Source organism: Pseudomonas onubensis (assembly GCF_965653655.1).
Lineage (GTDB): Bacteria > Pseudomonadota > Gammaproteobacteria > Pseudomonadales > Pseudomonadaceae > Aquipseudomonas.
Genome location: NZ_CBFHAZ010000015.1, coordinates 43,697 through 69,603 on the forward strand (window position 1 = coordinate 43,697; position 25,907 = coordinate 69,603).

The 25,907-nt window shown below is 59.4% G+C and carries 13 protein-coding genes; 6 read left to right on the forward strand and 7 right to left on the reverse strand.

Annotation, left to right across the window (positions count from 1 at the left end; translation table 11 throughout):
- The first annotated feature begins 36 nt into the window (after nt 1-36).
- Nucleotides 37-1,446, forward strand: a complete 1,410-nt coding sequence (gene mapR / locus ACTD9P_RS07985) for a GntR family transcriptional regulator MpaR (RefSeq protein ID WP_065906638.1) — start codon at nt 37-39, stop codon at nt 1,444-1,446.
- A 92-nt stretch (nt 1,447-1,538) separates the two neighbouring features.
- Nucleotides 1,539-2,003 carry a hypothetical protein gene (locus ACTD9P_RS07990; protein ID WP_438867277.1) on the forward strand — a complete coding sequence of 155 codons (465 nt, stop codon included), beginning with the start codon at nt 1,539-1,541 and terminating at the stop codon, nt 2,001-2,003.
- Between the two features lie 12 nt (nt 2,004-2,015).
- Here ACTD9P_RS07990 and ACTD9P_RS07995 read toward each other — a convergent pair whose 3' ends face one another.
- The 7 genes from ACTD9P_RS07995 to tpx all read right to left on the reverse strand — a co-directional run bounded on the left by ACTD9P_RS07995 (nt 2,016) and on the right by tpx (nt 15,101).
- Nucleotides 2,016-2,762 (reverse strand): SDR family oxidoreductase, encoded by a 747-nt coding sequence (locus ACTD9P_RS07995; RefSeq protein ID WP_438867278.1) that lies wholly within the window; start codon nt 2,760-2,762, stop codon nt 2,016-2,018.
- Nucleotides 2,763-2,816: 54 nt separating this feature from the next.
- Nucleotides 2,817-4,913 carry a putative bifunctional diguanylate cyclase/phosphodiesterase gene (locus ACTD9P_RS08000; RefSeq protein WP_438867279.1) on the reverse strand — a complete coding sequence of 699 codons (2,097 nt, stop codon included), beginning with the start codon at nt 4,911-4,913 and terminating at the stop codon, nt 2,817-2,819.
- A 415-nt stretch (nt 4,914-5,328) separates the two neighbouring features.
- A complete protein-coding gene (locus tag ACTD9P_RS08005) occupies nt 5,329-6,741 on the reverse strand; it encodes an efflux transporter outer membrane subunit (RefSeq protein ID WP_438867280.1) in 1,413 nt (470 codons plus the stop codon).
- A 122-nt stretch (nt 6,742-6,863) separates the two neighbouring features.
- The gene (locus ACTD9P_RS08010) at nt 6,864-9,971 is read right to left on the reverse strand and encodes an efflux RND transporter permease subunit (RefSeq protein WP_438867281.1); all 3,108 of its coding nucleotides are present in this window, start codon (nt 9,969-9,971) and stop codon (nt 6,864-6,866) included.
- Entirely contained in the window at nt 9,968-13,069 is a 3,102-nt protein-coding gene (locus ACTD9P_RS08015) for an MdtB/MuxB family multidrug efflux RND transporter permease subunit (protein WP_438867282.1), read from the reverse strand. Before ACTD9P_RS08015 ends, ACTD9P_RS08010 begins: the two co-directional genes overlap by 4 nt.
- On the reverse strand, nt 13,066-14,370 hold the full coding sequence (locus ACTD9P_RS08020) for an MdtA/MuxA family multidrug efflux RND transporter periplasmic adaptor subunit (RefSeq protein WP_438867283.1): 1,305 nt from the start codon (nt 14,368-14,370) through the stop codon (nt 13,066-13,068). Before ACTD9P_RS08020 ends, ACTD9P_RS08015 begins: the two co-directional genes overlap by 4 nt.
- Nucleotides 14,371-14,600: 230 nt before the next feature.
- On the reverse strand, nt 14,601-15,101 hold the full coding sequence (gene tpx / locus ACTD9P_RS08025; protein ID WP_438867284.1) for a thiol peroxidase: 501 nt from the start codon (nt 15,099-15,101) through the stop codon (nt 14,601-14,603).
- Nucleotides 15,102-15,258: 157 nt separating this feature from the next.
- Here tpx and ACTD9P_RS08030 point away from each other — a divergent pair, with 157 nt between their 5' ends.
- The 4 genes from ACTD9P_RS08030 to ACTD9P_RS08045 all read left to right on the forward strand — a co-directional run bounded on the left by ACTD9P_RS08030 (nt 15,259) and on the right by ACTD9P_RS08045 (nt 25,879).
- A complete protein-coding gene (locus ACTD9P_RS08030; RefSeq protein ID WP_438867285.1) occupies nt 15,259-16,548 on the forward strand; it encodes a glycosyltransferase in 1,290 nt (429 codons plus the stop codon).
- Between the two features lie 72 nt (nt 16,549-16,620).
- Nucleotides 16,621-17,526 carry a helix-turn-helix domain-containing protein gene (locus ACTD9P_RS08035; RefSeq protein ID WP_438867286.1) on the forward strand — a complete coding sequence of 302 codons (906 nt, stop codon included), beginning with the start codon at nt 16,621-16,623 and terminating at the stop codon, nt 17,524-17,526.
- 316 nt (nt 17,527-17,842) lie between these two features.
- Complete coding sequence (locus ACTD9P_RS08040; RefSeq protein ID WP_438867287.1) at nt 17,843-24,358, forward strand: hypothetical protein; 6,516 nt, start codon at nt 17,843-17,845, stop codon at nt 24,356-24,358.
- Nucleotides 24,359-24,568: 210 nt separating this feature from the next.
- On the forward strand, nt 24,569-25,879 hold the full coding sequence (locus ACTD9P_RS08045) for an ABC transporter substrate-binding protein (RefSeq protein ID WP_438867288.1): 1,311 nt from the start codon (nt 24,569-24,571) through the stop codon (nt 25,877-25,879).
- The last annotated feature ends 28 nt before the right edge of the window (nt 25,880-25,907 follow it).

The following is a 25,907-nucleotide window of genomic DNA, read 5'->3' on the forward strand; positions in this document are numbered from 1 at the left end:
GTCCGCGTTCAATTTTATAAAGTTAATCAGGCCCCCATGAAACGCTACGAAAAATTCGCCGATGACATCGCAGAACTGATCCGCTCCGGCGTCCTCGGCCCTGGGCAACGGGTTCCGTCGGTGCGCTATGCCAGCCAGACCTACGGCGTCAGCCCGTCCACGGTGTTCCAGGCTTACTACCTGCTGGAACGCCGTGGCCTGATCCGTGCGCGGCCGCGCTCCGGCTACTTCGTCAACACTCACGCGCCCAGCCCGTTTTCCGAGCCGGTGGTGAGTGAACACGTGCATGAGTCCACCGAAGTCGATGTGAGTGAGCTGGTGTTCTCAGTGCTCGACTCCATCAAGGACCCCAACACCGTGCCGTTCGGCTCGGCGTTCCCCAGTCCCATGTTGTTCCCGTTGCCACGCCTGGCGCGCTCGTTGGCGAGTGCCAGCCGCGAGATGGACCCGCGCCTTGTGGTCACCGACATGTCGCCGGGCAACCCGCAACTGCGCCGCCAGATCGCCCTGCGCTACATGGTCGGCGGGCTGATGCTGCCGATGGAAGAGCTGCTGATCACCAACGGTGCCCTCGAAGCGCTGAACCTGTGCCTGCAAGCGGTAACCGAACCGGGCGACCTGGTCGCCATCGAAGCCCCGGCCTTCTATGCCTGCCTGCAAGTGCTTGAGCGCCTGAAGCTTAAAGCAGTGGAAATCCCCGTACACCCGCGCGACGGCATCGACCTCAATGCTCTGGCACAAACCCTGGAGCGCTACCCGATCAAGGCCTGCTGGACCATGACCAGCTTCCAGAACCCTATGGGCGCCACCCTGCCAGAGGCGAAAAAACAGGCACTGGTAGAACTGTTGCGCAGCCATCAGGTGCCGTTGATCGAGGACGATGTGTACGCCGAGTTGTATTACGGACAGCACGCGCCAAAACCGGCCAAGGCTTTCGACACCGAAGGGCTGGTGATGCACTGCGGCTCCTTCGCCAAGAGCCTGGCGCCCGGTTATCGCGTCGGCTGGGTTGCGGCCGGGCGCTATGCGCAGAAGGTTGAACGCCTGAAGCTGATGACGTCGCTGTGCCCCTCGATGCCGGCCCAGGCGGCGATTGCCGACTACCTGCAACACGGCGGCTATGACCGGCACCTGCGCAAATTGCGCTACGCCCTGGAAGAACAGCAGAGCGCCATGCTGGCCGCCATCGCCCGGTATTTCCCGGCACAGACGCGGGTCAGCCAGCCGGCCGGCGGCTATTTCCTGTGGCTGGAACTGCCGGAGCAAACCGATTCGTTGAAGCTGTTCCAGATGGCCCTGGCACAGGGCATCAGCATCGCGCCGGGGCCGATTTTCTCGGCAACCCAGCGCTTCAGAAATTGCATTCGCTTGAACTACGGCAGCCCGTGGACCGAGGCATCGGAAAAGGCCATGGAAACGTTGGGCCGCATTGTGCGGTCATTTTGAGCAGGAACTGAATCGAAGCTTGAACCACATAAAGAGGCACACTTTTCTTACCTCGAAAATGCCTTTTTCTACGTTCAACGTTTAGGATTCCCATGACCCATACTATCTCGCCAGGCCTTAAGCCGCTGCCTGTTCCTCCCAACTACATGCGCGTAGCCGAACAAAATCAGCTTCGCGAAATGTCCGCGCCCATGGGCAGACCAGCCGGTGATCATCGCTCAGCGGAGCGGATTATTGAACAAAGTTCCGTCACGCGGCGTTTTTTGGAAAGTCGTGATCATTATGAGATCGGAGATGACCTCAAAAAGCAGGTCGGTGACTGGACGGACGCCAATCCTGACCTAGAAGCCAGAGCCAATGCGGCCTACGATCTGGACAAAGTACTGCGATTTATCGATAACGTGGATTATCGAACCCTTAACGGCAGTGAAAGCCGTAACGGTCATGTCGACGGATTTTGCCTAAGCGGCTACGGCAGCACAATTAACTCCGAAGCCAGTCTGCTCAGACAATTTTCCCGGTACGGATATGAAACGCTGCGTTATCTGCCCACCTGATCAGCCGAAACGTTAACGCCCACCGCCCAAATCCAAAAAGGTGCCGGTGGTGTACGAAGCCTTGTCCGACAGCAGCCAGATAATCGCTTCGGCCACTTCATCCGGGCGCCCGCCACGGGCCATGGGAATGCCGGACTCCAGCTTGCTGACCCGATCCGGGTCACCGCTCAAGGCGTGGAAATCGGTAAAGATATAACCCGGGCGTACCGCATTGACGCGAATGCCCTCACCCGCCACCTCTTTGGACAGGCCGATGGTGAAGGTGTCGAGTGCGCCCTTGGACGCGGCATAGTCGACATATTCGCCCGGCGAACCCAGGCGCGCGGCGACCGACGAGACGTTGACAATGCTGCCGCCCTGCCCGCCATGCTTGGGCGACATGCGCAGCACCGCCTGCTTGGCGCACAGGATCGGCCCCAGCACATTGGTTTTCATGATTTTGAGGATGCGAAACTCGGACATCTCATCGACCCGCGACTTTTGCCCCACGGTGCCGGCGTTGTTGACCAGAGCCGTCACGCGCCCAAGCTCGGCGTCAACGCGGTTGAACAAAGCGATCACTTCATCTTCGATGCTGACGTCGGCGCGCACCGCAATGGCTTGTGCGCCCAAGGCGCGCACTTGGTCCAGCACGCGCTGGGCGGCCGCCTCATCGGACTGGAAGTTGATGCAAATTGAATAGCCCTGGCGTGCAGCCAGCAAGGCCGTCTCGGCGCCGATACCACGGCTGCCCCCGGTGATGATGACGACTTTGTCCATGCGTGCGGTCTCCTGAATAAACCAACGGTTTAAGGTTGGATCCAAGAATACCCGTCATCCACGGCTTTTGTCAGGCGCTATGGCGTCTTCGGCGCGTTGGATATCGGCCATAAAACCCTCGGCCGGCAATGGGTGACCCAGCAAGTAGCCTTGCAGGGAGTTGCACCCCAGCCGGGTGAGGAAACTCTGCTGCACATCGGTCTCCACGCCTTCGGCAACAATGCGCAGCCCAAGTGCCTGGCCAAGGGCGACAATGGCCGAGACGATGGCTGCGTCGTCGCTGTCGTGCTCCAGGTCGCGCACAAAACCTCGGTCGATCTTCAGCTCGTTGGCGGGCAGGCGCTTGAGGTACATCAGGCTCGAATAACCGGTGCCAAAGTCGTCGATAGACAGGTCCACGCCCATGTCCGACAGCTGCTGCAACACGGTCATGCTCGCATCGGCATCGCTCATGGCGGTGGTTTCGGTGATTTCCAGGGTCAGGCTGTTGGCCGGCAACTGGTGACGTTCCAGCGCCGCCGCGACACTCTTGACCAGCCCGGCATGGCAGAACTGCAACGCCGAAAGGTTGACCGCAATGCGCCAGTCTTCATAACCCTGCGCATACCACACGGCCATCTGGCGGCAAGCCTCATTGAGCACCCATTCGCCGATGGGAATGATCAACCCGGTTTTTTCCGCCAGCTCGATAAACATCGCAGGCAATAACAGCCCCTGCTGTGGATGCTCCCAGCGCAACAACGCTTCGGCGCCCACCGCAATACCGCTGAGTGCGTCGAACTTGGGCTGGTAGTACAGGCGGAACTGTTGGTGCTCAACGGCGTTGCGCAAGTCCTGCAACAACTGCAGCTGTTTGCGCGCATTGGTGTTCATCGACACATCAAAGAAGCTGTAGCCGTTCTTGCCCATGCCCTTGGCGTGGTACATCGCAGCGTCGGCGTTCATCAACAGTTCCTGGGGGTTGCCGCCGTTGCCGGGGAACAGGGCAATACCAATGCTCGCGGAGATCTTCAGTTCGTGCTCGGCCACCTTGAACGCACGGTTGATCAGGCCGACCTGGCGCTCGGCCAAGCCCAGGGCGTCGTCCGGCTGAGTCAGTTGCACCAGCAACACAAACTCATCACCGCCGATGCGCGCCAAGGTGTCCTGGCTGCGCAGGTCTTCGCGCAAACGCAAACCCACTTCGCGCAGCAATTGGTCACCCAGGTGATGGCCAAAAGCATCATTGACCGGTTTAAAACCGTCCAGGTCGATAAACATCAATGCAAAACAACCACCCTGCTCTTTCACTGCCTGTATGGCCTGTTGAATGCGGTCGGCGAGCAAGGTGCGATTAGGCAAACCGGTGAGCATGTCATGCAGGGCCAGATGGGTGAGTTCCTGGTTGGCCAGGGTCAGTGAGTCGGCGAGCACGGCGGTACGGGCTTCAAGGCGGGCGTCGAGCAATGAGGTCAATAACGCGATGATCAAGACCGCCAGCGAAGTAACCAGCACCAGGTTATCCAGGCCTTTGCCACTCAGGCCCGTCAGCGCGGCGCCACAGAAACTGTTGTCATCAAAGCGTGCGGCAGCCATGCCGGTGTAGTGCATACCGACGATTGCAATGCCCATCACCACTGCAGCGCCACCCCGCGCCAGGCGTACGTAAGGCGTGTTGCGCCGCAGGTTGAAAGCGATCCACAAAGCCGCACCGGACGCCACCACGGCGATCAACAACGAAGCGCCAAACAGCGCGGGGTCGTAGTCGATACCCGGGGTCATGCGCATCGCGGCCATGCCGGTGTAGTGCATGCTGGCAATACCGGCACCCATCACCAGCGCGCCAAACGCCAGTTGCCAGGCCGGCAGACGTGGCTGGCTGACCAGCCACAGTGCAAAGCCACTGGATAATACGGCGATCAATAACGACAGCGCCGTAATACCCAGGTCAAACCCGAGCGCAAATGGCAGGCGCAACGCCAACATGCCGATAAAGTGCATGGACCAGACGCCCACGCCCATGGCCATTGCCCCACCGGCCATCCACAGGTACACCGCACGGCCCTTGGCGGTGGCAATACGGCCGGCCAGGTCCAGCGCGGTGTAGGACGCCAGGATCGCGACGCACAGGGAGATCACGACCAGAGAGGGGGAATAGCTACCGATCAGCATGGGACTTCTCAAGACTGACGGGCCTGAAACGCCCGTGCCAAGTGGCAAAGCGGGCGATTGTAGCGAGAATAATTATTGCCGGTTTGATTAATTATCAACGGGCTATTAGTGTCATTTTGACGCCAATCTACTGACCTTGAGATGCCACTTGCTTCAGCCCGCTGAGGCGAGTCATCTGCTTGAAAATCAGGCCGTGGGCGATTGAACAGGCGCGGGCGGATTTTGATCAACGATGTGCCGAGGAGTAACAAGTGCGGGCTGTTCTGGCGAGGGAGCTTGCTCCCGCTCGGGTGCGCAGCGCCCGCAAGTTTTATGGGGCTGCTGCGCAGCCCAGCGGGAGCAAGCTCCCTCGCCACAGTGACAGTGCCCAGCCTTGATTGGGAAGGTGCTTGAGTTGTTTTTAAAAGCTACCCAGTCACTGCTTCTCAGCCAAAGACGTCTGCCCGTCCCAGCCGCCACCCAACGCCGCAATCAACTGCACACTTGCCACCAACCGCGTCTGCAACAAGGTCAAGACCGTGCGCTCATTGCTCAACGCAGTGGCCTGCACCGTCACCACATCCAGGTAGGCGATCAGCCCGGCCTTGTACTGATTCTGCGTCAAGCGCAGGGATTCGCGCGCGGCCTCCAGGGCTTCATTGCTGACTACCGCCTCATCCTCCAGCACCTTCAACTGCACCATATAGTTTTCCACTTCACGGAAACCATCCAGTACGGTCTGACGGTACTTGGCCACCGTCTCGTCATAGGACGCCACGCTACGATCAACCTCAGCCGAACGCTGCCCACCGTCAAACAAGGTCATCGCAAGCTTGGGCCCCACCGACCAGAACCGGTTGGGCAAACTGATCCAATCCGCATAGGTGCTGCTGGAATACCCGCCCGCCAGGCTCAAGGTCAGGTCCGGGTAATAAGCCGCCTTGGCCACACCGATATTCGCGTTGGCCGCAATCACTGAGCGCTCTGCCGACGCAATGTCCGGGCGCCGCTCAAGCAATTGCGACGGCACACTCACCGGAATCTGCGGCAAGGCAGGTATGTCTTTGCTCACCGCCAGATTGAAGTTGGCCGGCGCTTCGCCGATCAACACCGCAATGGCGTTTTCCAACTGCGCACGCTGCCAGATCAAGTCGATCAAGCTGGCCTGTGTGGTCTTCAGTTGGGTCTGCGCCTGAGCAATCGCGGCTTTATCGGAAACCCCCGCCCGGTACTGGTTTTCAGTCATCTTCAGCGAGCGCTGATAAGTCTCCAGCGTGGCCTGCAGCAGACGCGTCTGTTCGTCCATCACGCGCAATTGCAGATAGTCCTGTACCAACTCCGATTGCTGGCTCAAACGCATCGCCGCCAAATCCGCCGAGCTGGCCTCAGCCGTCGCTTCATTGGCCTCAAGGCCACGGCGCAACTTGCCCCACACATCGGCCTCCCAACTCACGCCCAACTGGGTGTTGAGCGTGTCACGGATACCACTGCTGGAACTGCTGAGGCTGGCGTTACTGCTGCCGGTGCCCTGGCTGGCTCGGGTTTTACCGGCACTGAGGTCCACTGTTGGGAAAAACGCCCCGCGCGCGCTGCGCACCTGGGCCTGGGCCTGGCGAAAGCGCGCTTCGGCCTGGGCCACGGTCTGGTTGGAGTTATTAAGCCGCGTGACCAGCTCATTAAGCTGGCGATCGCCGTACAACTCCCACCAGGCACCCCGGGCCAGGGAATCGCTGGGGTTGGCCTGGCGCCAGCCCTGGGCTTGCTTGAACTGCGCGGGTTCGACCACCTCCGGGCGTTTGTAATCCGGGCCGATGGCGCAGGCGTTGAGCAATGCACCGCACAGCAGCATCGTTACCACCTTCGCACCCTTGCCGATACGTGTGGTGTGGCGAGGCCGCTGGTTTGGGGCCGCTGCGCAGCCCAGCGGGAGCAAGCTCCCTCGCCACAGTGTCGCGGCATTCGTTGAATCGGTCATAGCGCAGTATCCAAGGCAGCATCGGTACGCACGCCGCGCCAGGCGTTGAAGCGGTGGCGTGCGCGGTCAAGATAAAGGTAAACCACCGGGGTGGTGTAAAGGGTCAGGATCTGGCTGAACACCAGCCCGCCGATGATGGTCAAGCCCAGGGGCTGGCGCATTTCGGCGCCATCGCCGGAACCGAGCAGCAACGGCAAGGCGCCGAGGATCGCGGCGAGCGTGGTCATCAGGATCGGCCGCAGGCGCAACAGGCAGGCGCTGCGGATCGACTCCAACGGGCTCATGCCATCGTGGCGCTCCAGCTGCAGCGCCAGGTCGATCATCAGGATCGCATTCTTCTTCACCACACCGATCAGCAGGAACAGACCCAGCAGGGATATCAGGCTGAACTCGCCGCCCAGCAGGTAGATCGACAGCAGCGCACCGACACCCGCCGAGGGCAAGGTCGAGAGGATGGTCAGCGGGTGAATGTAACTTTCATACAGAATGCCCAGCACCAGGTACACCGCCACCAGCGCGCCGAGGATCATGAAGGGCTGGCCCTTCTGGGTCGCCGCAAACGCATCCGCGGTGCCGGCCATCTTGGCGATCACGTCTTCGGGCAAACCGACCTTGGCAATCGCCCGCTCGATAGCGGCCGTGCCCTGCTCCACCGTCACCCCAGGCGACATGTCGAAGGCAATGTTTTCCGAGGCGAACTGGCCTTCATGGCTGACACGGTCGTCGGCCAGGCTGTTTTCGTAATGGGCAATGGTTGACAACGGCACCCGCGCGCCCGTGGAGGTGATCACCTGCATCTGGTTCAGGGTGATCGGGTCCTGGGCGTATTTCGGGTTGACCTCCATTACCACCTGGTACTGGTTGAGGCTGTCATAGATGGTGGAAATCTGCCGTTGACTGTAGGCATTGTTCAATACCGAGGTGACCATGCTCATGTCGATGCCCAGGCGCTTGGCCTGGTCGCGGTCGACCACCAGCGTCACCTGCGCCGCACCGCGACCTTCGCGGGCGTCGATGGCGGTCAGCTCCGGCAGCTCGCGCAAGGCGGCGACCACTTTCGGGTACCACAAACGCAGCGCAGCCAGGTCGCCGCTTTGCAGGATGTAGGAGTATTGGGCGCTGGTCTGGTCCCGGCTGCCGCCAAATTGCAGGTCCTGGTCGGCCATCAGAAACAGTCGCCCGCCCGGCACCAGCGGCACTTCCTTGCGCAGGCGTTCGATCACCGCCTGGGCCGAGAGCTTGCGCTCGGCAATAGGCTTGAGGCGCACCAGCATCACCGCGTTGTTGGTGCCGTTGTTGCCGCCGATAAAGCCGGCCACGCTGAGCACTGCAGGATCCTTGAGTACCGCCTGACGGAAGGTTTCCATCTTCGGCTGCATCACATTGAACGACAGCCCGTCATCGCCGCGCACAAAGCCGATCAGTTGGCCGGTGTCCTGCTGCGGCATAAAGGTTTTCGGCACCACCACGTACAGCGCGATGTTCACGCCCACGGTAATCAACAAGCTCAGCAGGGTCAGGCGCCGGTGGCGCAGCACCCAATCCAGGCTCGTGGCATAGACCGCAACCATGCGGTCGTTGACCTTCTGGCTCCAGCGCTGCAAACCGGTCATATGCCCTTTGACATGCGGCTTGAGCCAGCGCGCGCAGAGCATCGGGGTCAACGTCAGCGAAACAATCAGCGACACAATGATCGCCGCCGACAAGGTGATGGAAAACTCACGGAACAGGTTGGTGACAATACCGCCCATAAACAGGATGGACAAAAACACCGCCACCAGCGACACGTTCATCGACAGCAAGGTAAAGCCGACTTCCTCGGCGCCCAGGTAAGCCGCCTTCATCGGCGGCACGCCGTCGTCGATATGCCGGGAAATGTTTTCCAGCACCACGATGGCGTCGTCCACCACCAGACCGGTGGCCAGAATTAACGCCATCAGCGAAAAGTTGTTCAACGAAAACCCAAACAGGTACATCACCGCAAAAGTGCCGACCAGTGACACCGGCACCGCCAGGGTCGGGATCAACGAGGCGCGGAAGTTCCCCAGGAACAGGTACACCACCAGCACCACCAGGGCCACGGCAATCAGCAGGGTCATCTCGGCTTCATGCAGGGTCGCGGTGATCACCGGCGAACGGTCCATGGCCAGGTTGAGCTTGACGCTGGACGGCAGCACCGCCTGCAACGCCGGCAACTGGGCCTTGATTTGCCGCACGGTCTCGATGATGTTGGCGCCGGACTGGCGGTTGATCACCAGCAGCACCGCCGAATCATTGTTGAAGAAGCCGCTGTTGTAGCGGTCTTCCACGCCGTCGCTGATCTTCGCCACATCCCCCAGGCGCAAGGCGGCGCCGTTCTGGTAGCGGATCAGCAGTGGCTCATAATCCTTGGCCTTTTCCAGCTGGTCATTGGCCTGGATCTGCCAGTTACGCTCGCTGTCTTCCAGGGAGCCCTTGGGCCGGCGCTGGTTGGCATTGGCGATGGTGTTGCGCACATCGTCAAGGGCCACGCCGTACTGGTCCAACGCCTTGGGTTCCAGCTCGATACGCACCGCCGGCAAGGAACTGCCGCCGATCTGCACTTCGCCCACGCCCGGCACCTGGGACAGGCTTTGCGAGAGGATGGTCGAGGCCAGGTCGTACAGCTGGCCTTTTTGCAGCACGTCAGAGGTCAGCGAAAGCACCATGATCGGTGCCTGGGATGGGTTGATCTTCTTGTAGGTCGGCATGCTGCGCATACCACTGGGCAGCAGGTTGCGCGAGGCATTGATGGCCGCCTGCACTTCGCGCGCCGCACCGTTGATATCGCGGCCGGAGTCGAATGCCAGAATCACCCGCGTCGAGCCCTGGCTCGATGAACTGCTCATGGTGGTGATGCCGGAGATCGCGCCGAATGAGCGTTCCAGCGGTGTCGCCACGGTAGACGCCATGACCTCGGGGCTGGCGCCAGGCAAGCTGGCCGACACCACGATCACCGGAAAGTCGATCTGCGGCAGGGGCGAAACCGGCAGCAAGTTGAAGCTGACGCCACCGAGCAACATGATCGCCAGGCTCAGCAGCATGGTGGCTACCGGCCGGCGAATAAAAGGTCCGGACAGGTTCATGACTCAACCGGCTCCAGGCTCTGCGGCTCTTTGCGCCAGCGGCGGCCAAGGCGGTCGAAATACAGGTAGATCACCGGCGTGGTGAACAGCGTCAGCACCTGGCTTACCAGCAAGCCGCCGACCATCACCAGGCCCAGCGGCTGGCGCAGTTCGGCGCCCGAACCGCTGGCCAGCATCAATGGCACCGCACCAAACAAGGCCGCCAGGGTGGTCATTAAAATCGGCCGGAAACGCAGCAATGCTGCCTGATAAATCGCCGTCTGCGGGTCCAGGCCCTGGTTGCGCTCGGCGTCGAGGGCGAAGTCGATCATCATGATCGCGTTCTTTTTGACGATACCGATCAGCAGGATGATGCCGATGATCGCGATCATGCCCAGGTCATTACCACTGAGCAGCAATGCGAGCAAAGCGCCGACGGCGGCGGATGGCAACGTGGAAAGAATCGTGATCGGGTGAATGTAACTCTCGTACAGCACACCGAGCACGATGTACATGGTCACCACCGCCGCCAGGATCAGCAGCAAGGTGCTCGACAGCGAGGCTTCGAACGCCTGGGCCGCACCCTGGAACTGGGTCTGCACGCCTACTGGCATGCCGATGTCCTTCTGGGTCTGGTTGATCAGCTCCACGCCTTTGCCCAGTGCAACGCCCGGGGCCAGGTTGAATGACATCATCACCGCCGGGAACTGGCCGATATGCGCAATTGCCAGTTGCGCCTGACGCTGCTCCACATGCGCCAGGCTGGACAGCCGCACCTGGCCGCCATCGGTGGTTTTCACATGGATCTGGTTGAGCGCCGCCGGCCCCAGGGTTTCACCCGATTGGGCCTGCAATACCACGCGGTACTGGCTGGCCTGGGTGTAGATGGTGGAAATCTGCCGCTGGCCGAAGGCGTCATACAGCGCGTCGGTGATGGTCGACACACTCACGCCCAGGCGCGAGGCGGCGTCGCGGTCAATTACCAGGAACACTTGCAGGCCCTTGTCCTGCAGGTCGCTGGCCACATCGGTGAGTTCCGGCAACTGGCTGAGGGCGTGTACCAGCTTGTCGCTCCACAGCGCCAGCAGGTCGGCGTCCGGCGAGGACATGCTGAACTGGTACTGGGTGCGGCTCACGCGGTCTTCAATGGTCAGGTCCTGCACCGGCTGCATGAACAGGCGAATGCCCACCAGCTTGTCGATCTGCGGTTGCAGGCGCGTAATCACCTGGGCCGCACTCACGTCGCGCTGGCCGTGGGCCTTGAGGTTGATGAGCAATCGGCCGCTGTTGAGGGTGGCGTTATCGCCATCCACACCAATATAGGACGAAAGGCTTTCAACCGACGGGTCGGCCAGGATCACTTTGGCCAACTCCTGCTGGCGCTGGCTCATGGCGGCAAACGAAATCGACTGTGGTGCTTCCGAGATGCCCTGGATCACCCCGGTGTCCTGCACCGGGAAAAAGCCCTTGGGCACCACCAGGTACAGCACCACGGTAAGACCCAAGGTGGCGATGGCCACCAACAGGGTCAGTGGCTGGTGCTTGAGCACCCACTGCAATTTGCGCCCATAGGCTTCGATCAACCAATCGATCCAGGCGCCGCTGGCCTTGTAGAAACGGCCTTGTTCTTCTTCCTTGGGTTCGCGCTTGAGCAGGCGCGCGCACATCATCGGCGTCAGGGTCAGGGACACCACCAGGGAAATCAGGATCGCCACCGCCAGGGTGATGGCAAATTCGCGGAACAGCCGCCCGACCACATCGGCCATGAACAACAGCGGAATCAGTACCGCGATCAGCGACAGGGTCAGGGAAATCAGGGTGAACCCGATTTGCTTGGCGCCCTTGAGCGCAGCCGCCATGGGCGTCTCGCCTTCCTCGATATAGCGCGAGATGTTCTCCAGCATCACGATGGCATCGTCGACCACAAACCCGGTGGCGATGGTCAGTGCCATCAGTGTCAGGTTGTTGATGGAGAAGCCTGCCAGGTACATCACGCCAAAGGTACCCACCAGCGACAGCGGCACGGCGATCGACGGAATGATCGTGGCGCTGACCCGGCGCAGGAACAGGAACGTCACCATCACCACCAGGGCAATGGCGATCAGCAATTCATGCTGTACGTCCTTTACCGAGGCGCGGATGGTCTGGGTACGGTCGGTAAGCACCGTCACATCCAGGCCCGCCGGCAGGTTGTCGGTGATGCTCGGCAGCAACGCCTTGATGCGGTCCACTACCTCGATCACGTTGGCGCCGGGCTGGCGCTGGATATTGAGCAACACCGCCTGGTTTTCATTGGCCCAGGCGGCAAGGCGCTCGTTTTCGGCGCCGTCGACGATCTGCGCCACATCTTTAAGGCGCAAAGGCGCGCCATTGTTGTAGGCCAGGATCAACTGCGCGTATTGCTCGGGCGAGACCAACTGGTCGTTGGCATCGAGCATCGAAACGCGCGTGGGCCCGTCGAAGTTACCCTTGGGCTGGTTGACGTTGGAGGCGGCGATCAGGGTGCGCACGTCCGACAGGTTCAAGCCGTTGGCCGCCAGGGCCTCGGGGTTGACCTTGATGCGCACGGCCTGTCGCTGGCCACCGGCGATGCTGACCATGCCGACGCCGCTGATCTGTGCAATTTTTTGCGCCATGCGCGTGTCTACCAAGTCGTTGAGCTTGGGCAGCAGCATGGTCTTGGAGGTAATCGCCAGGGTCAGCACCGGGGTATCCGCCGGGTTGACCTTGTTGTACACCGGCGGCGCCGGCAAGTCCTTGGGCAGCAGGTTGGTCGCAGCGTTGATCGCGGCCTGCACCTGTTGCTCGGCAACATCCATATTGATGTCGAGGTTAAAGCGCAGGGTCAGCACCGAGGCGCCGCCCGAACTGGTCGAGGCCATCTGTGTGAGGCCGGGCATTTGCCCGAACTGACGCTCAAGCGGCGCAGTGACTGCGCTGGTCATCACGTCCGGGCTGGCGCCGGGGTACAGGGTCATCACCCGGATGGTCGGGTAGTCCACCTGGGGCAAGGCCGAGACGGGCAACAAACGGTAGGAAATGATGCCGGCCAGGACGATGGCCAGCATGCTCAGCGTGGTGGCAACCGGGCGAAGGATAAACAGTCGCGACAGGTTCATGAACCGACCTTTTGCGCCTTGCCGGCGTTAGCGCCGGTCTCCCCTTTTGCCGCAGGCTTGCCTTGCAGGTGTTCGGTCGGCGTGGTCGGCACTTCGCTGCTGTCGTTGACCACTTCGATGTCGCTGCCGTCCTTGAGGCGGTCGGTGCCTTCCAGGACCACGCGGTCACCGGCCACCAGGCCCTCTTTGATCACCGTGTTGTCGCCATCGGTATCACCGACCACCAACGGCTGCATCTTGACCTTTTTATCACCGTCGAGCTTGTAGACGAAGGTACCGCTGTTGCCGAACTGGATAGCCGCGGACGGCGCCAGCACCACGTTGTGCAAGGTGTCGGCCAGCAGGTGCACATTGACGAACTGGTTGGGGAACAGCGCCTGGTCCTTGTTATCGAAACGGCCTTTGAATTTGAGCGTGCCGGTGGTCACGTCGATCTGGTTGTCCAGGCTCTGCAACACGCCGACCGCCTGTTGCTTCACATCGCCACGGTCCCAGGCTTCCACGGGCAGCTTGTTGCCTGCGTGGTAACGGGTGAGCACGGTGTCGAGGGTGTTTTCCGGCAGGGTGAAAACCACGCTGATCGGCTGGGTCTGGGTGATCACCGCCAGGAAGGTAGTGTCGTTGGCCGCCACCAGATTGCCGACGTCGACCTGACGCAGGCCGACGCGGCCGCTGATTGGCGCGCGGATCTTGGTGAATTCGAGGTTGAGCTTGGCGTCGTCCACCGCGCCCTGGTTGGTCTTGACCGTGCCCTGGTATTGCATGACCAGAGCTTCGGCGGTGTCCAGGGTCTGTTTGGCGATGCTGTCCTGGGCATACAGGTCACGGTAACGCTGCACGTCAACCTGGGCGTTTTTCAGTTGGGCCTGGTTCTGCAGCAGCGTGCCCTGGGCCTGGAGCAAGGCGTTCTGGTAGCTGCGCGGGTCGATTTCCGCAAGCAAGTCGCCGGCCTTGACCATCTGCCCTTCTTCAAAGGCGATCTTGACCAGCTCACCGCCCACCCGGCTGCGTACATTAATGGTGTTAAGCGCGGTCACCGTGCCCAAGGCCTTGTAGTACACCGGGAACTCACCCAGCACGGCCGGTGCCACGCGCACCGGGATCGGGCCGGTGGAACCCCCGAAACCGGGCCGCGCCATCCCCGTCTTGCCGGTATGCCCGGCCGGTTTCTGCGCAGTGGCATCTTTATGGCCGGCGGGCCAGAATTTCCAGCACAGGCCGGCGATAACCAACAGCACGAGCAGGCCGAACAGCCAGCGGCGGGAGTTGCGGGGGGAGGATTGCATGGAGTGATCAACCATTGGGCGCGAGAGCTTCTTCTTTGGGAGGCTGAAAGATAAGCACTGGGGCGCATTAAGAAAAGCGCCTTTACCGGCTATTTACCTTGGATTACAACTTTTAACGGTTGACCTTAGTCGGTTGGCTATTTCGCTAAGCGTTTGAGCCGCAAATAAAAACGGCCTGGACTAGGCCAGGCCGCAATCTTGCATCAAGCGTGCTACTGCAAAATGACAGTAATGCGCCGAAACAGTTACTTCAAAACAGCCAGGGCTGCTTCGTAGTTTGGCTCTTGGCCGATTTCCGCAACCAGTTCGCTGTGCAGCACGTTGTTGTTTTCATCCAATACCACCACGGCACGGGCGGTCAGGCCTTGCAGTGGGCCATCGGCCAGGGACACACCGTAGTCGACGGCGAAGTCGGCATTGCGAAAGTCCGACAGGCTCAGCACGTTGTCCAGGCCTTCAGTGCCGCAGAAACGCTTCTGGGCAAATGGTAGGTCGGAGGAGATGCACAGCACCACGGTGTTGCTCAGATCGTTGGCCTGGGCGTTGAATTTACGCACCGATGTTGCGCAGGTCGGGGTATCGACGCTTGGGAAGATGTTCAGCACTTTGCGCTTGCCGGCGAACGTTTCCAGGCTTGCCGGGGACAGGTCTTCAGCGACAAGGTTGAATTCTGGAGCGGTGGAACCGGTTTTCGGCAATTCGCCTTCAACCTGGACAGGGTTACCACGAAGGGTGACTTGAGCCATGAACGGAATCCTTATGCTGGGTTTTGGTTAAACGAATTCGAGAGGCCGAAGTTAACCACAAAGTGCAGTGACTACCTACCACCGGACACAAATTGTCATGCCACGCAGGTGTGGTTTAATTGCGCGTTTTTACCCGCCCTTCAAGGATCTGCTTTAGATGAATCAGCCCGCCACCAAAGTCCTGGTCATTGGTTATGTCTGGCCGGAACCCCGCTCCTCGGCCGCCGGCGGGCATATGATGCAGATTCTGCAGAGCTTCCTGGACCAGGGTTGGGACATTACCTTCAGCAGCCCGGCGACTATTGGTGAACACAAGGCAGACTTGCCTGCCCTGGGCATCGCCGAGTGCGCCATCGAACTCAATAACAGCAGTTTCGATGATTTTATCCGCGCGTTAGCCCCGAATATTGTGGTTTTCGACCGTTTCATGATGGAGGAGCAGTTCGGCTGGCGCGTGGAGCAATGCTGCCCCGATGCCTTGCGCGTGCTGGAAACCTCCGACCTGCAAAGCCTGCGCGATGCGCGTCAGCAGCGTTTCAAGGCCCAGCTCAAGGCTCACCCGGACAGCGACAACTTTAGCGCGCTGTTCGAGCCGGCACTGCAGGAAGAATTCCAATTGATGGCCGACACCGACATCGCCAAGCGCGAGATCGCCGCCATTTACCGCTGTGATATCAGCCTGATGATTTCCGATGTGGAAATCCGCCTGCTCACCGAACAATTCAAGGTGCCCGCCGCCCTGCTCCACTGGTGCCCGTTGATGCTGGAGCCGCCGGCTGAAGCCTTTGCGCCGTTTGAAGACCGCGCGCACTTCCTCAGTATCGGCAATTTCCGCCATGCGCCCAATTGGGATGCGGTGCTGTGGATGAAGAACAGCCTGTGGCCGTTGATCCGCCAGCAACTGCCGGGAGCACAGCTGCATATCTACGGCGCCTATACGCCGCCCAAGGCCACCGCCCTGCACAACCCTGCGCAGGGTTTTCATGTGATGAACTGGGCCGAAGATGCCCTGCAAGTGATGACGGCCGCACGTATCTGCCTGGCGCCCATACGCTTCGGCGCCGGGATCAAGGGCAAACTGATGGACGCCATGCTCTGCGGCACGCCGAATATCACCACGCCGATTGGCGCCGAGGCCATGGGCGACGAACAGCCGTGGCCGGGCATGATCGAACAGAGTGCGCCGGCACTGGCGGCGGCGGCCGTGGCGCTGTATCAAGACCACGAACGCTGGACACAGGCCCAGGAGGCCGGCCGCCAGTTGCTCGCCCGACGCTACGACCAAACCTTCCACGGCCCGGCCCTTGTAGACTGCCTGCAACGCTGCCGCAGCCAACTCGCGGCCCATCGCCGGGATAACTTCACCGGCAGCATGCTGCGCCACCATGCGCATAAAAGTACTCAGTACATGTCGCAGTGGATCGAGGCAAAAAACCGCAGCCTATAAAGGTTGGCGCTGGCGAGGTTGCGCGCAAGGGGGCATTATCCTGTGCAGCAACCACAATAAAGCGACGGCAGCATGACCCGAGCAATGCGCATTACCGACCCCTCCTACGAGTTGATGGACGATCACAACGGTCTGTCCATCATCTATCGCCAGCACGGCTTCCCCTGCCCGCTGGTGCGCTGGCACTTCCACAAGGAATACGAGCTGCACCTGATCGTGGCCAGCGCCGGCAAGGTGTTTATCGGCGACTACATCGGCAATTTCTATCCGGAAAGCCTGTTCCTCACCGGCCCCAACCTGCCCCACAACTGGATAAGCCAGGTGGAAGAGGACGAGGTGGTCCCCAAGCGCGACATGCTGGTGAATTTCACCGATGAGTTGTTTGAGCAGGGCAACCACTTGTTCGCCGAACTCAAGAGCCTGACGCCGTTACTTGAACGGGCACAGTACGGCGTTGAGTTTCGCTGCAAAAAAACCATCGCCCAGGCCATCGAGTTAATGCAGCGTATCGAAGACAGCCGGGGCATGGCGCGCCTTGGGCATTTCTTCATTTTGCTGGACGTGTTGAGCGCCTGCGAAGACTACCAACTGCTCTCCGGCGTAACCACGCCGCAACTGGCCGATGAACACAGCATCGACCGCACCAACCGCGCGGTGGACTATATCTTTGCCCACTACGCGCGGGAGTTGCCTTTGGAGGAAGTCGCGGAACACCTGGGGATGAAGCCAACGTACTTTTCCCGGGTGTTCAAGCAGGCCACCGGGCGCACTTTTATCGAATTCGTCAACCGGCTGCGCATCAGCAAGTCCTGCGAATTGCTCGCGGACGGTGACAAGGCCGTCACCGATGTGTGCTTTGAGTCAGGCTTTAACAATATCTCCAACTTCAACCGGCGCTTTCAGCAACTCAAGGGCATGACCCCTTCCCACTATCGACGGTTGGCGATGCAGCGGTTGACCGAACAGAACCTGGCTTGAGCCGCTGGCAGGTGAAACAGTTGGAAAAAACAATAGCAGTGAAACCGCGACACACAAAAGGAACTCCATAAGCCCCACCGTTACTCATCGAAGGCATCACCGCGCAGTTCAACCGCCTGGGGGGGTGCTTTCTGACGTACAGGTTAAAGGGTCACTTATGATGAATGTTCAGCCGCCCCACACACGCGACACCGCGCTACGACCTGTTGAGCCCATCAAGCCAGCAACCTCCCATGCCCCGGCTCAAAATACCTACGACAGCCCGCCACCGCGCCCATCGAACATTCACACGATTGCCCCGCGCATACGTCGGGACTTGCAAAACCCCGCTGTCGCAACCGATTCACGCACAGCGTCAATCCGCGCGTTCGCCGACGCCCTGGTTGAACACAGCGACAAGCAACTAGCCATAGATGTCGCCAACAGTGTTATACGTCAGCGACTCGCCCACGAGGCTCGCCGCTCAAATGAGGAACAGGCCAAAGTAGCGGTCCCACCCCACTCCACCTTCGGCCAGGCCTGGTCCGAGCTGGCTGACGCACTGGAATCGGAGCCGTTCAAGTCCTTTGCCGAAGCCAAATTGATCGTCACTTCAAACCTGATCATTGGCGCCAATGGCGAACTCACCGAGAAAGTCGATGGCAGTATTGTCAGATTCTTCCCCAGCGATGACCCTGAATGGTCTGCGGCCTCTGCCGCCGTTCTAGCCGCAGCAAGTAAGCTTGCGGGCGCGCATCATTCAGACATTTCGTTCTACGGTCGAGCGCAGGCATCGACCAGCAACGTCGCCGGGTTCTACGGTTTGCAGTTAGCCCCCATTAACAGCAACGACACGCTGTCGATTGCCGGGCAGCTGTTGCGCGACGGCAACTTCGCTGCACTCAGCAGCAACAACCCGCTCGATGCGCCTATCAAACAGCGCCAGCAAGACGCACGCCAAGGGGTTGTGGACCTGCCTGCCCAAGCGCTAAAGCAGACGCTTGAACCGTTCACCCCTTTGACACTGGAACAGAAGGTCAAGGAAGCCGATAAGGCCCTGGCACAGCAGGTCAGCCGTGGGTTGATGAAACTTGTCCCCGAAACGGACCAGTACGAAACGTCGGTCATTGTGCAAGACATTCCCGAGTATTCAACCTTCAACCAGGTACGCAAAAACCTGCTGACCGCGCTCAACGGCGCTGCGTTCAGGACGTTTGCGCAAGACAACGATCTGGACCTCACCAGCGTTCGTATCAATCCGGTCAGTGGCGAACTGACCGGTGCAGTGAGGGGTAAAAACACGACCTTTACCTTGAACGACGTGTCCGGCTGGACCGATGTGTGGGGCGAAATTCAGGGTGCGGTCCAACACATGGCTGCGGGATCCGACTCAGACGTTACCTACCCGACGGGTACCTCGGCGCCACTGTTTGAAGTGTTGGCTTTTTACGATGAAGCACCGCCTCACCAACAGAACACCCGACTACCGAACTGGCAGCAACGCCAGCTCGTAACCACCCTGAGCAGGGTCGCCGAGATCAACCAGAACAATGGGTTCGGGGCATTGATCGACGCGGATCAATCCAATGACATACGCCAGCGCCAGCAGGCCGTGATACTGCAACTGGCAAACACTCAGGCTCCGCTCTCTCAACTTGAACGTCTGGCGGCCGCTGTCCGGCAGGCTCCGGATGCACCGGCGCAACCTGCCGTCGAGCCTGTCGACACCCTGGCAAGCGCTGAAACAGAGATGGCGAGCGCGGTCTATCAAATGATGCTCAAGCTGAAAGCCGAGCCGGATCAGTCGTCATCGAAGAAGATGGAATCCATCCCGTCCAGTTTGTTCGACCTTCAGAAGACTTACCTTGAAAAAGCTTCGAACAGCCTCGGCATGCGCGATTTTTACCGCAAAGAAAATTTCAGCGCGCGCAGCGCAGTCTGGATTCCCCCGAGCAATGACGCTGATCGGCGTTCCAGAGCCAGCTATATTGCAGGAAAATACCCTGAGTATGCCGACCTGCTCATGCATCAGGATGCTGCCGCAACGCCCTTCTCTGCCCATGGAGAATCGGTCTCGGTCGATGACGCCAATGGCAGCAGCGTACCGTTCAAATGGGTGTTCAATTTTTATGGCATCAGTACCGACCCGAACAGCCCGGAGTTCACGCGGCAGATGGAGTTGCTCGGCCGTACTCAACAACTCCCGAACGCCCCTGAAAACTCACAACACATCGCCAATGAGTTGAAGCGCAAAATAACTGCAGTGGGCGACAGCAATGATCGGTACGCGTTAATCAAGCAGTTGGAAAGCGGCGATATAAGCGATGACACCCAGGCCGATTCCATGCGTTTTGTAGTGGACCCAGACTCCTCGCATCATCCCAAGGGCGTCAAAAAAGCCAGGGGGTTTCTCGCCGAAAATGACGGCTACATACCCAAGTCGAAGGCAGAATCCGACAACCTCATCAAAGCCTTGCGCACGCCAGTCCCCAACTCACCGCCGCTTGGCAATCACTGGGGTTTCCTGTCATCGGACTTACCGCTGAGCACCGAGCAGCGCAGCACAGCGATGGGGCATGTAAAAAAATCCATTGCCCCTCAGAACAGCCTTCTTGCCTACCTGGGTGCTGACATTACCCAGCTCAGCGAAGACCCGGCGCAAGCACTGGAGCAACTGCTCGCTACCGATACGGCGCATGAGTTCGCGACCCGCCTGCAAGCTCAAATGAAGGGCGCGCCCACCACCACCAGCCTTGAGCAATGGTTGTTGACCGCGTTGGTGCTCGAGCTTGATCCAGCGGCAGGGACGCGGCGCAATACCGTTGCGGGGTTTGACTTCATGGACCCGACTCACCAGGGGCTGGACTCCAGAGCGCTTCGTGAGCGTTTCACCCAACATTTGATCGACAAACAGCAAATTTCGGTGCACCTCGCGCCGGCCGTTGCGCAGTTATTAATGGCCGGTTCAGCGCCGTACTTGCTGGTTAAGGATGTACCGAGCACCGTCTGCCTTGGCACTCCAGAGTGGGTCAGTTTTGTCACCGCCGTAAACCGACTTGAGCTGACGGCCGCCGGTGCCAGCGCAGGCATGACCTTTGAGCAGGTCATGGCACTACACAGGATCACTCCGATTTCTTCGGCGCAAACCCGTTTGCAAGCCATTGCCCAGATGAACCCGGTGATTGATTGGGCCATCGTCAACAAGCACCTGCCCAGGAATGAAAACGATGAGTACACCCTGGAACAGCTGACAAGCTGCCAGGAAATCCTCAACAAGCACATCAAGGAAACAGCCGACGCCAAAAACTTTCTGCGCAATACCAAGGCCCCCAGCAGAAGAGAAATGGCCCTTCAAGCCTTACGCGAACAGTTTGGCACCGACATTGACTACGAAGGCCGGCACTTATGGGAAAAGGTCGCGGGCGGGCTCTTTTCCGGTATCAAAGCGAGCATCTGTGAGGTGTACGAGGCCGGCCGACTGGGTGAAAGCTGGAGCTCGGAATTACCCGGACTGAACTTCGAAGACCTGCGTGCGCATGCCGACCAATTGCCAGACATCAACAAGGCATTCGACGCAGCCATCGAACAAGACTTCACCCTGCGCAGGGCCCATACGATTACGTTGTTCAAGGACATGCTCAGCAAGTTGCCGCTGGAGGAGCGCAATAGCCTCAGTTTTGGCGCGATGGAGTTCCTGCAAGTGGAAAGCGCCGGCAGTGGCATCATCATGACGTCCGTCCACAACGGCGTAAGAAGGGACTTTGCGGTTTACCCGGCAGTCGGGCAAATCGTCAGAATCCCCGATATTGCCCCCTCTACACCCCTGGGCCAAAAAGTCAGGCTTGCGATCGACACGCAAGCCTTCAAAAACGGTACCGAACCGAGAAAGGGCGTCATGTCCGAGGTCGTATTAAGGACAAATGAACAATTCATACTTGTCGAGACTGACGACGGCGACAAGCGGCCGTTTCTGCGTGAACAGCAGTTCGGTGAGCATAACCAGAAAGACGTGCCCTCCACCTTCGTCCACGAAAGAACCGACAACCTGGCCAAAGTGCTGGTAGACACGGCCTACCTGCGCAAAAGTACGTTCGTTGCCACCCAGCGTGGGTTGCATAACGCCGTTGAAAATGGCGTGGAGCCCAGCGATTTCTTCAAAGGCCTGCTACGCGCTCTGCCGGGCGGTTCCAGCCTTGAAGATATCTACCACGGTGAATATGTAAAGGCCGTGGGTGATCTGGCCGTGGATATCATCATCTATGTGGCCACCGAAGGTGCGGGCAAGTTGTGGCGTTTGGCGAAAACCGGCGCGGCCTGGGCGGCGGCCAAGGTCTCTACCAGGTTCATCGAGACCTTCGGCACCCAAGCGGCCGAACACATCGCAGTCAAGGACCTGACCGCGACCACCACCCGGCAATCGCAAAACGCGTTGAGTCGAATGCAGAGCAATCAAATTGTTGAGCAAACGGCTGACATGGCCGATGGCAGGCTGACGCGTTCCGGCACGCAGGAACAGACCAGGATCACCGCCGTACAGCAGGACGGTGAATGGTATGCCTACGACGCCAAGACCGAAGCAGCCTATGGCCCTCCCCTGCAAGGTTTCGTTTCGGACACATCGTCGCCCCTGCGCCAGGAGACCTTTTCAGACGGCACTCAAGCCCTGGTGGCGGACAAGCATCTGGCCGCCGACGCCTATACGATCCCGCGCACCAACGGCTTCGATTTGGTCAATGAAGGCAAGGTTTACCGTTACGACGCCCGCAAGCCCGGCCAACTGACGGACCTGCAGTCAGCCGATCACTTCAAACCGCTGGAGGGGTTTGAAGCACTCTGTCCAGCCCCTTCAATCGGCAGCGGCAGGGTTAAACGCGAGGCTAATGACACCTGTTTTTCCAAGGTCATCGCAAATGTGACCGACCCATTGAGGCAGGACCTGCAAGCACTTGAACACGTTCGCCTGTTTCCTTCGCCGCCGAAATTGTTCAAGAAAGACCAATTCGTTATCTTCGAAAGACGTCGTCTCAAAGTCGTGGATAGCGAAATGGGCCCCAGGCTGGTGCCCACACTTGATAACAAGCCCATCACCTACAACACGCAGATCAGTGGCAGTCTCAAACATGACCCCCAGTTCGGTTTTTACGGCGCGCAAGCCAATAATGCATTGGCACAGGATACCCGCGTGGTCGAACTCAAAAGTATCAGCACTGAGTGCGACGACAAACGTGAAGTACGCGGCGTCATTGTTAACAGCCCGGTTGCTGGAAGCGCCGATAAATATCTGGTGATCGAGGCGGATACGGCCGAGTTTTACTACGCGAAACTGAACAATGAGCCGGGCGGCAAGCTGACCTTCACAAAATGCTCGCCCAACGAGCTACCGTTAGTGCAAAGCTATCGGAATAAATTCAGCGCCCTTAAAGGCCCATCCAACGCATCGTTTGACGCCAACTTCATCGCCCTGCCGGCACTGGACGACGCCTTTGCGCAGCTGGAGCGAGCGAACTACTCAAAAGAACAGGTGGATGAATTAAAGGAATGGTGCAAAGACCTGACCCCGGAACAGCAGCGCGAAGTGCTGTACCAACTGCAGCGCAGCGAAGCCATCGGCAAGGCGAACATCGCGCTGAGGCCGACGCAGGTGACCGCGTTGACCAAACCTGCCGATTTCGCCATATGGCCGGCCGACAAGCAAAACCAGTTTTATGCAGAGCAGGCCAAAAGCAGCGTAAACCGCAGCATGAAAGCCACAGGCCTGGGACCCGACAATAAAGTGTTGTCCAAGGCGGACCTCAAGCGTGCGCAAGCAGCGCACATGACACTCGCCTGGTTGCGCAAAACCGCACCGAGCTACGCACAGAATCGTTCGAACCTGATTTTGAAGGCGGGCGTCGGCAACTGTGGAGAAATGGCATTGGTGTCCAAAGACATCATCACCCAAAGCGGTGGCCGTGCTTACGAGTGGCAAGCATCTGACGATCACATCTTCACGGTAGTTGGGGGGCCCTCTGAACTGCCTCCCGGCACCGTCGACTTCGCAGGCGAGGCCTGGAAGGATGCGTGGATCGTTGATCCGTGGGCCGATATTGCCTGCCCTGCGCGCGAATACACACGCAGGATCGATGAGGTGATGACCCAGTGGGCACGTGACAAAGTCAGGATCAGAACCGGCCAAAACCAGTTTATAAGCCCACGCGACAACAACTGGCTGGACGCGCTCGTCTCAAAACCCAAGACTCCCTTCTCTCACGGGTATAACCGCGGTGGGGCCAGTAACACCCTTGCAATAGAAGGCCAAACAAGTACCAAACCTCGACCCAAACCGGCCCTCAGACCTTCAGTGCCGGAGACCTCCCGCCCGCCTGTCGCGCCCAAGGTCAATGTAGACATGGGATATTCCCACAGCGTCGAAGATGCCAACTCAGTGCTGTCGACACGCAGTTTGACAGACTGCTCCGCACTGGCCGTGTTGAGCGATTTCCGAGACGGCGTTTACCACAAGCGCACACTGATGCACCTGACCGGCAGCAATCTGGAATTCGGTTTATTCGATAAAAACAGTTATCAGGTGCTGGAGCAATTGAATAAGTCATTGGCTAATGGCGGGAAGGTGATATTCGTAGGCGGTATCGAATCACACTCTACGGCAGGGATGGGAACTGTGTTGGAGCAACAGTATCGAGGGAAAAAACCGTTGTTGGATATTCTGCGAAAGCCTGGCGTCAATACCGTGATCGCCAGCTCCCTGGGTGTTGAGGTAAACCCAGATGGCACATTCAAGCTGATCGAGGGTACGGGCAAAGGGGTGTTCAACCAGGGCATGATCAAAGACGTGTTCGACTTCGCCGCTTGATCCGGCAACGCCAATACCCGCAGTAGCCGCTGGTTCGGCTACTGCGGTTTTTTACAGTGCAAAAAAGTATCAGTCCCAGTGCGCCCAAGGATTTGTCATAACCTCAATTGAAGGCTGTAATCACCGCACACTCTTCCTGACTTCTTGTAGGAAGACACAACAACAATAACTGTCCTTCCGTAGCCTCTGGGCGCGGAAATGGAGTGCGCGATGAAGTTCACAGCAAAAGCTCTGCTTGCTTGCACCTGCATGACCCTCAGCGCCGTTAGCCTTGGCGCGCAAACCCTGACCATTGCCACCGTCAACAACAGCGACATGATCCGCATGCAAAAGCTCTCGAAAACCTTCGAGACCGAGCATCCGGAGATCAAGCTGAATTGGGTGGTGCTCGAAGAAAACGTGCTGCGCCAGCGCCTGACCACCGACATCGCCACCCAGGGCGGCCAGTTCGACGTGTTGACCATCGGCATGTACGAAGCTGCACTGTGGGGCGCCAAAGGTTGGTTGGAGCCAATGAAAGACCTGCCGGCGTCCTACGACCTTGACGACGTGTTCCCTTCGGTGCGTGACGGTCTATCTGTCAAAGGCTCGCTGTATGCCCTGCCGTTCTATGCCGAAAGCTCGATTACCTACTACCGTACCGACCTGTTCAAGAACGCCGGGCTGACCATGCCCGAGCACCCGACCTGGAGCCAGATCGGCGAATACGCGGCCAAACTCACCGACAAGAGCAAAGAGCAATACGGCCTGTGCCTGCGTGGCAAAGCCGGTTGGGGTGAGAACATGGCGTTGATCACCACCCTGGCCAACGGCTACGGGGCGCGCTGGTTCGATGAAAAGTGGCAGCCGGAATTCAACGGCCCGGAGTGGAAGGAGGCGTTGAACTTCTACGTCGACAACATGAAGAAATCCGGCCCGCCGGGTGCTTCCAGCAACGGTTTCAACGAAAACCTGGCGTTGTTCAACAGCGGCAAATGCGCGATCTGGGTCGATGCCAGTGTGGCCGGCTCGTTCGTCACCGATAAGTCGCAGAGCAAGGTCGCTGACAGCGTCGGCTTCACCTTCGCCCCGCACGAGAAGACCGACAAGGGCACCTCGTGGCTGTACTCCTGGAGCCTGGCGATCCCGACCAGTTCCAAAGCCAAGGACGCCGCCAAGGTATTCACCACCTGGGCAACGTCCAAGGAATACGGCGAGCTGGTTGCCAAGACCGATGGCATTGCCAATGTGCCGCCTGGCACGCGCAAATCGACCTACAGCGACGAATACCTCAAGGCCGCGCCGTTCGCCAAGGTGACCCTCGAATCGCTGAAAGTCGCAGACCCGACCAAACCGACGCTCAAGCCGGTGCCGTATATCGGTATCCAGTTGGTGACCATTCCTGAGTTCCAGGCGATTGGTACCCAGGTCGGCAAGTTCTTCTCGGGTGCGCTGACCGGTCAGCAGACGGTGGACCAAGCCTTGACCGCCGCGCAGACCACCACCGAGCGTGAGATGAAGCGGGCGGGTTATCCCAAATAGCCCTGACTCACCTCTGTAAATGTGGCAG

Bases quoted from the DNA above. Each gene is read 5' to 3' on its own strand.
- ACTD9P_RS08030 (WP_438867285.1), top strand. From the start codon at position 15,259: ATGAATCAGCCCGCCACCAAAGTCCTGGTCATTGGTTATGTCTGGCCG.
- ACTD9P_RS07990 (WP_438867277.1), top strand. From the start codon at position 1,539: ATGACCCATACTATCTCGCCAGGCCTTAAGCCGCTGCCTGTTCCTCCC.
- ACTD9P_RS07995 (WP_438867278.1), bottom strand. From the start codon at position 2,762: ATGGACAAAGTCGTCATCATCACCGGGGGCAGCCGTGGTATCGGCGCC.
- mapR (WP_065906638.1), top strand. From the start codon at position 37: ATGAAACGCTACGAAAAATTCGCCGATGACATCGCAGAACTGATCCGC.
- ACTD9P_RS08010 (WP_438867281.1), bottom strand. From the start codon at position 9,971: ATGAACCTGTCCGGACCTTTTATTCGCCGGCCGGTAGCCACCATGCTG.
- tpx (WP_438867284.1), bottom strand. From the start codon at position 15,101: ATGGCTCAAGTCACCCTTCGTGGTAACCCTGTCCAGGTTGAAGGCGAA.
- ACTD9P_RS08000 (WP_438867279.1), bottom strand. From the start codon at position 4,913: ATGCTGATCGGTAGCTATTCCCCCTCTCTGGTCGTGATCTCCCTGTGC.
- ACTD9P_RS08015 (WP_438867282.1), bottom strand. From the start codon at position 13,069: ATGAACCTGTCGCGACTGTTTATCCTTCGCCCGGTTGCCACCACGCTG.
- ACTD9P_RS08005 (WP_438867280.1), bottom strand. From the start codon at position 6,741: ATGCTGCTGTGCGGTGCATTGCTCAACGCCTGCGCCATCGGCCCGGAT.
- ACTD9P_RS08020 (WP_438867283.1), bottom strand. From the start codon at position 14,370: ATGGTTGATCACTCCATGCAATCCTCCCCCCGCAACTCCCGCCGCTGG.
- ACTD9P_RS08045 (WP_438867288.1), top strand. From the start codon at position 24,569: ATGAAGTTCACAGCAAAAGCTCTGCTTGCTTGCACCTGCATGACCCTC.
- ACTD9P_RS08035 (WP_438867286.1), top strand. From the start codon at position 16,621: ATGACCCGAGCAATGCGCATTACCGACCCCTCCTACGAGTTGATGGAC.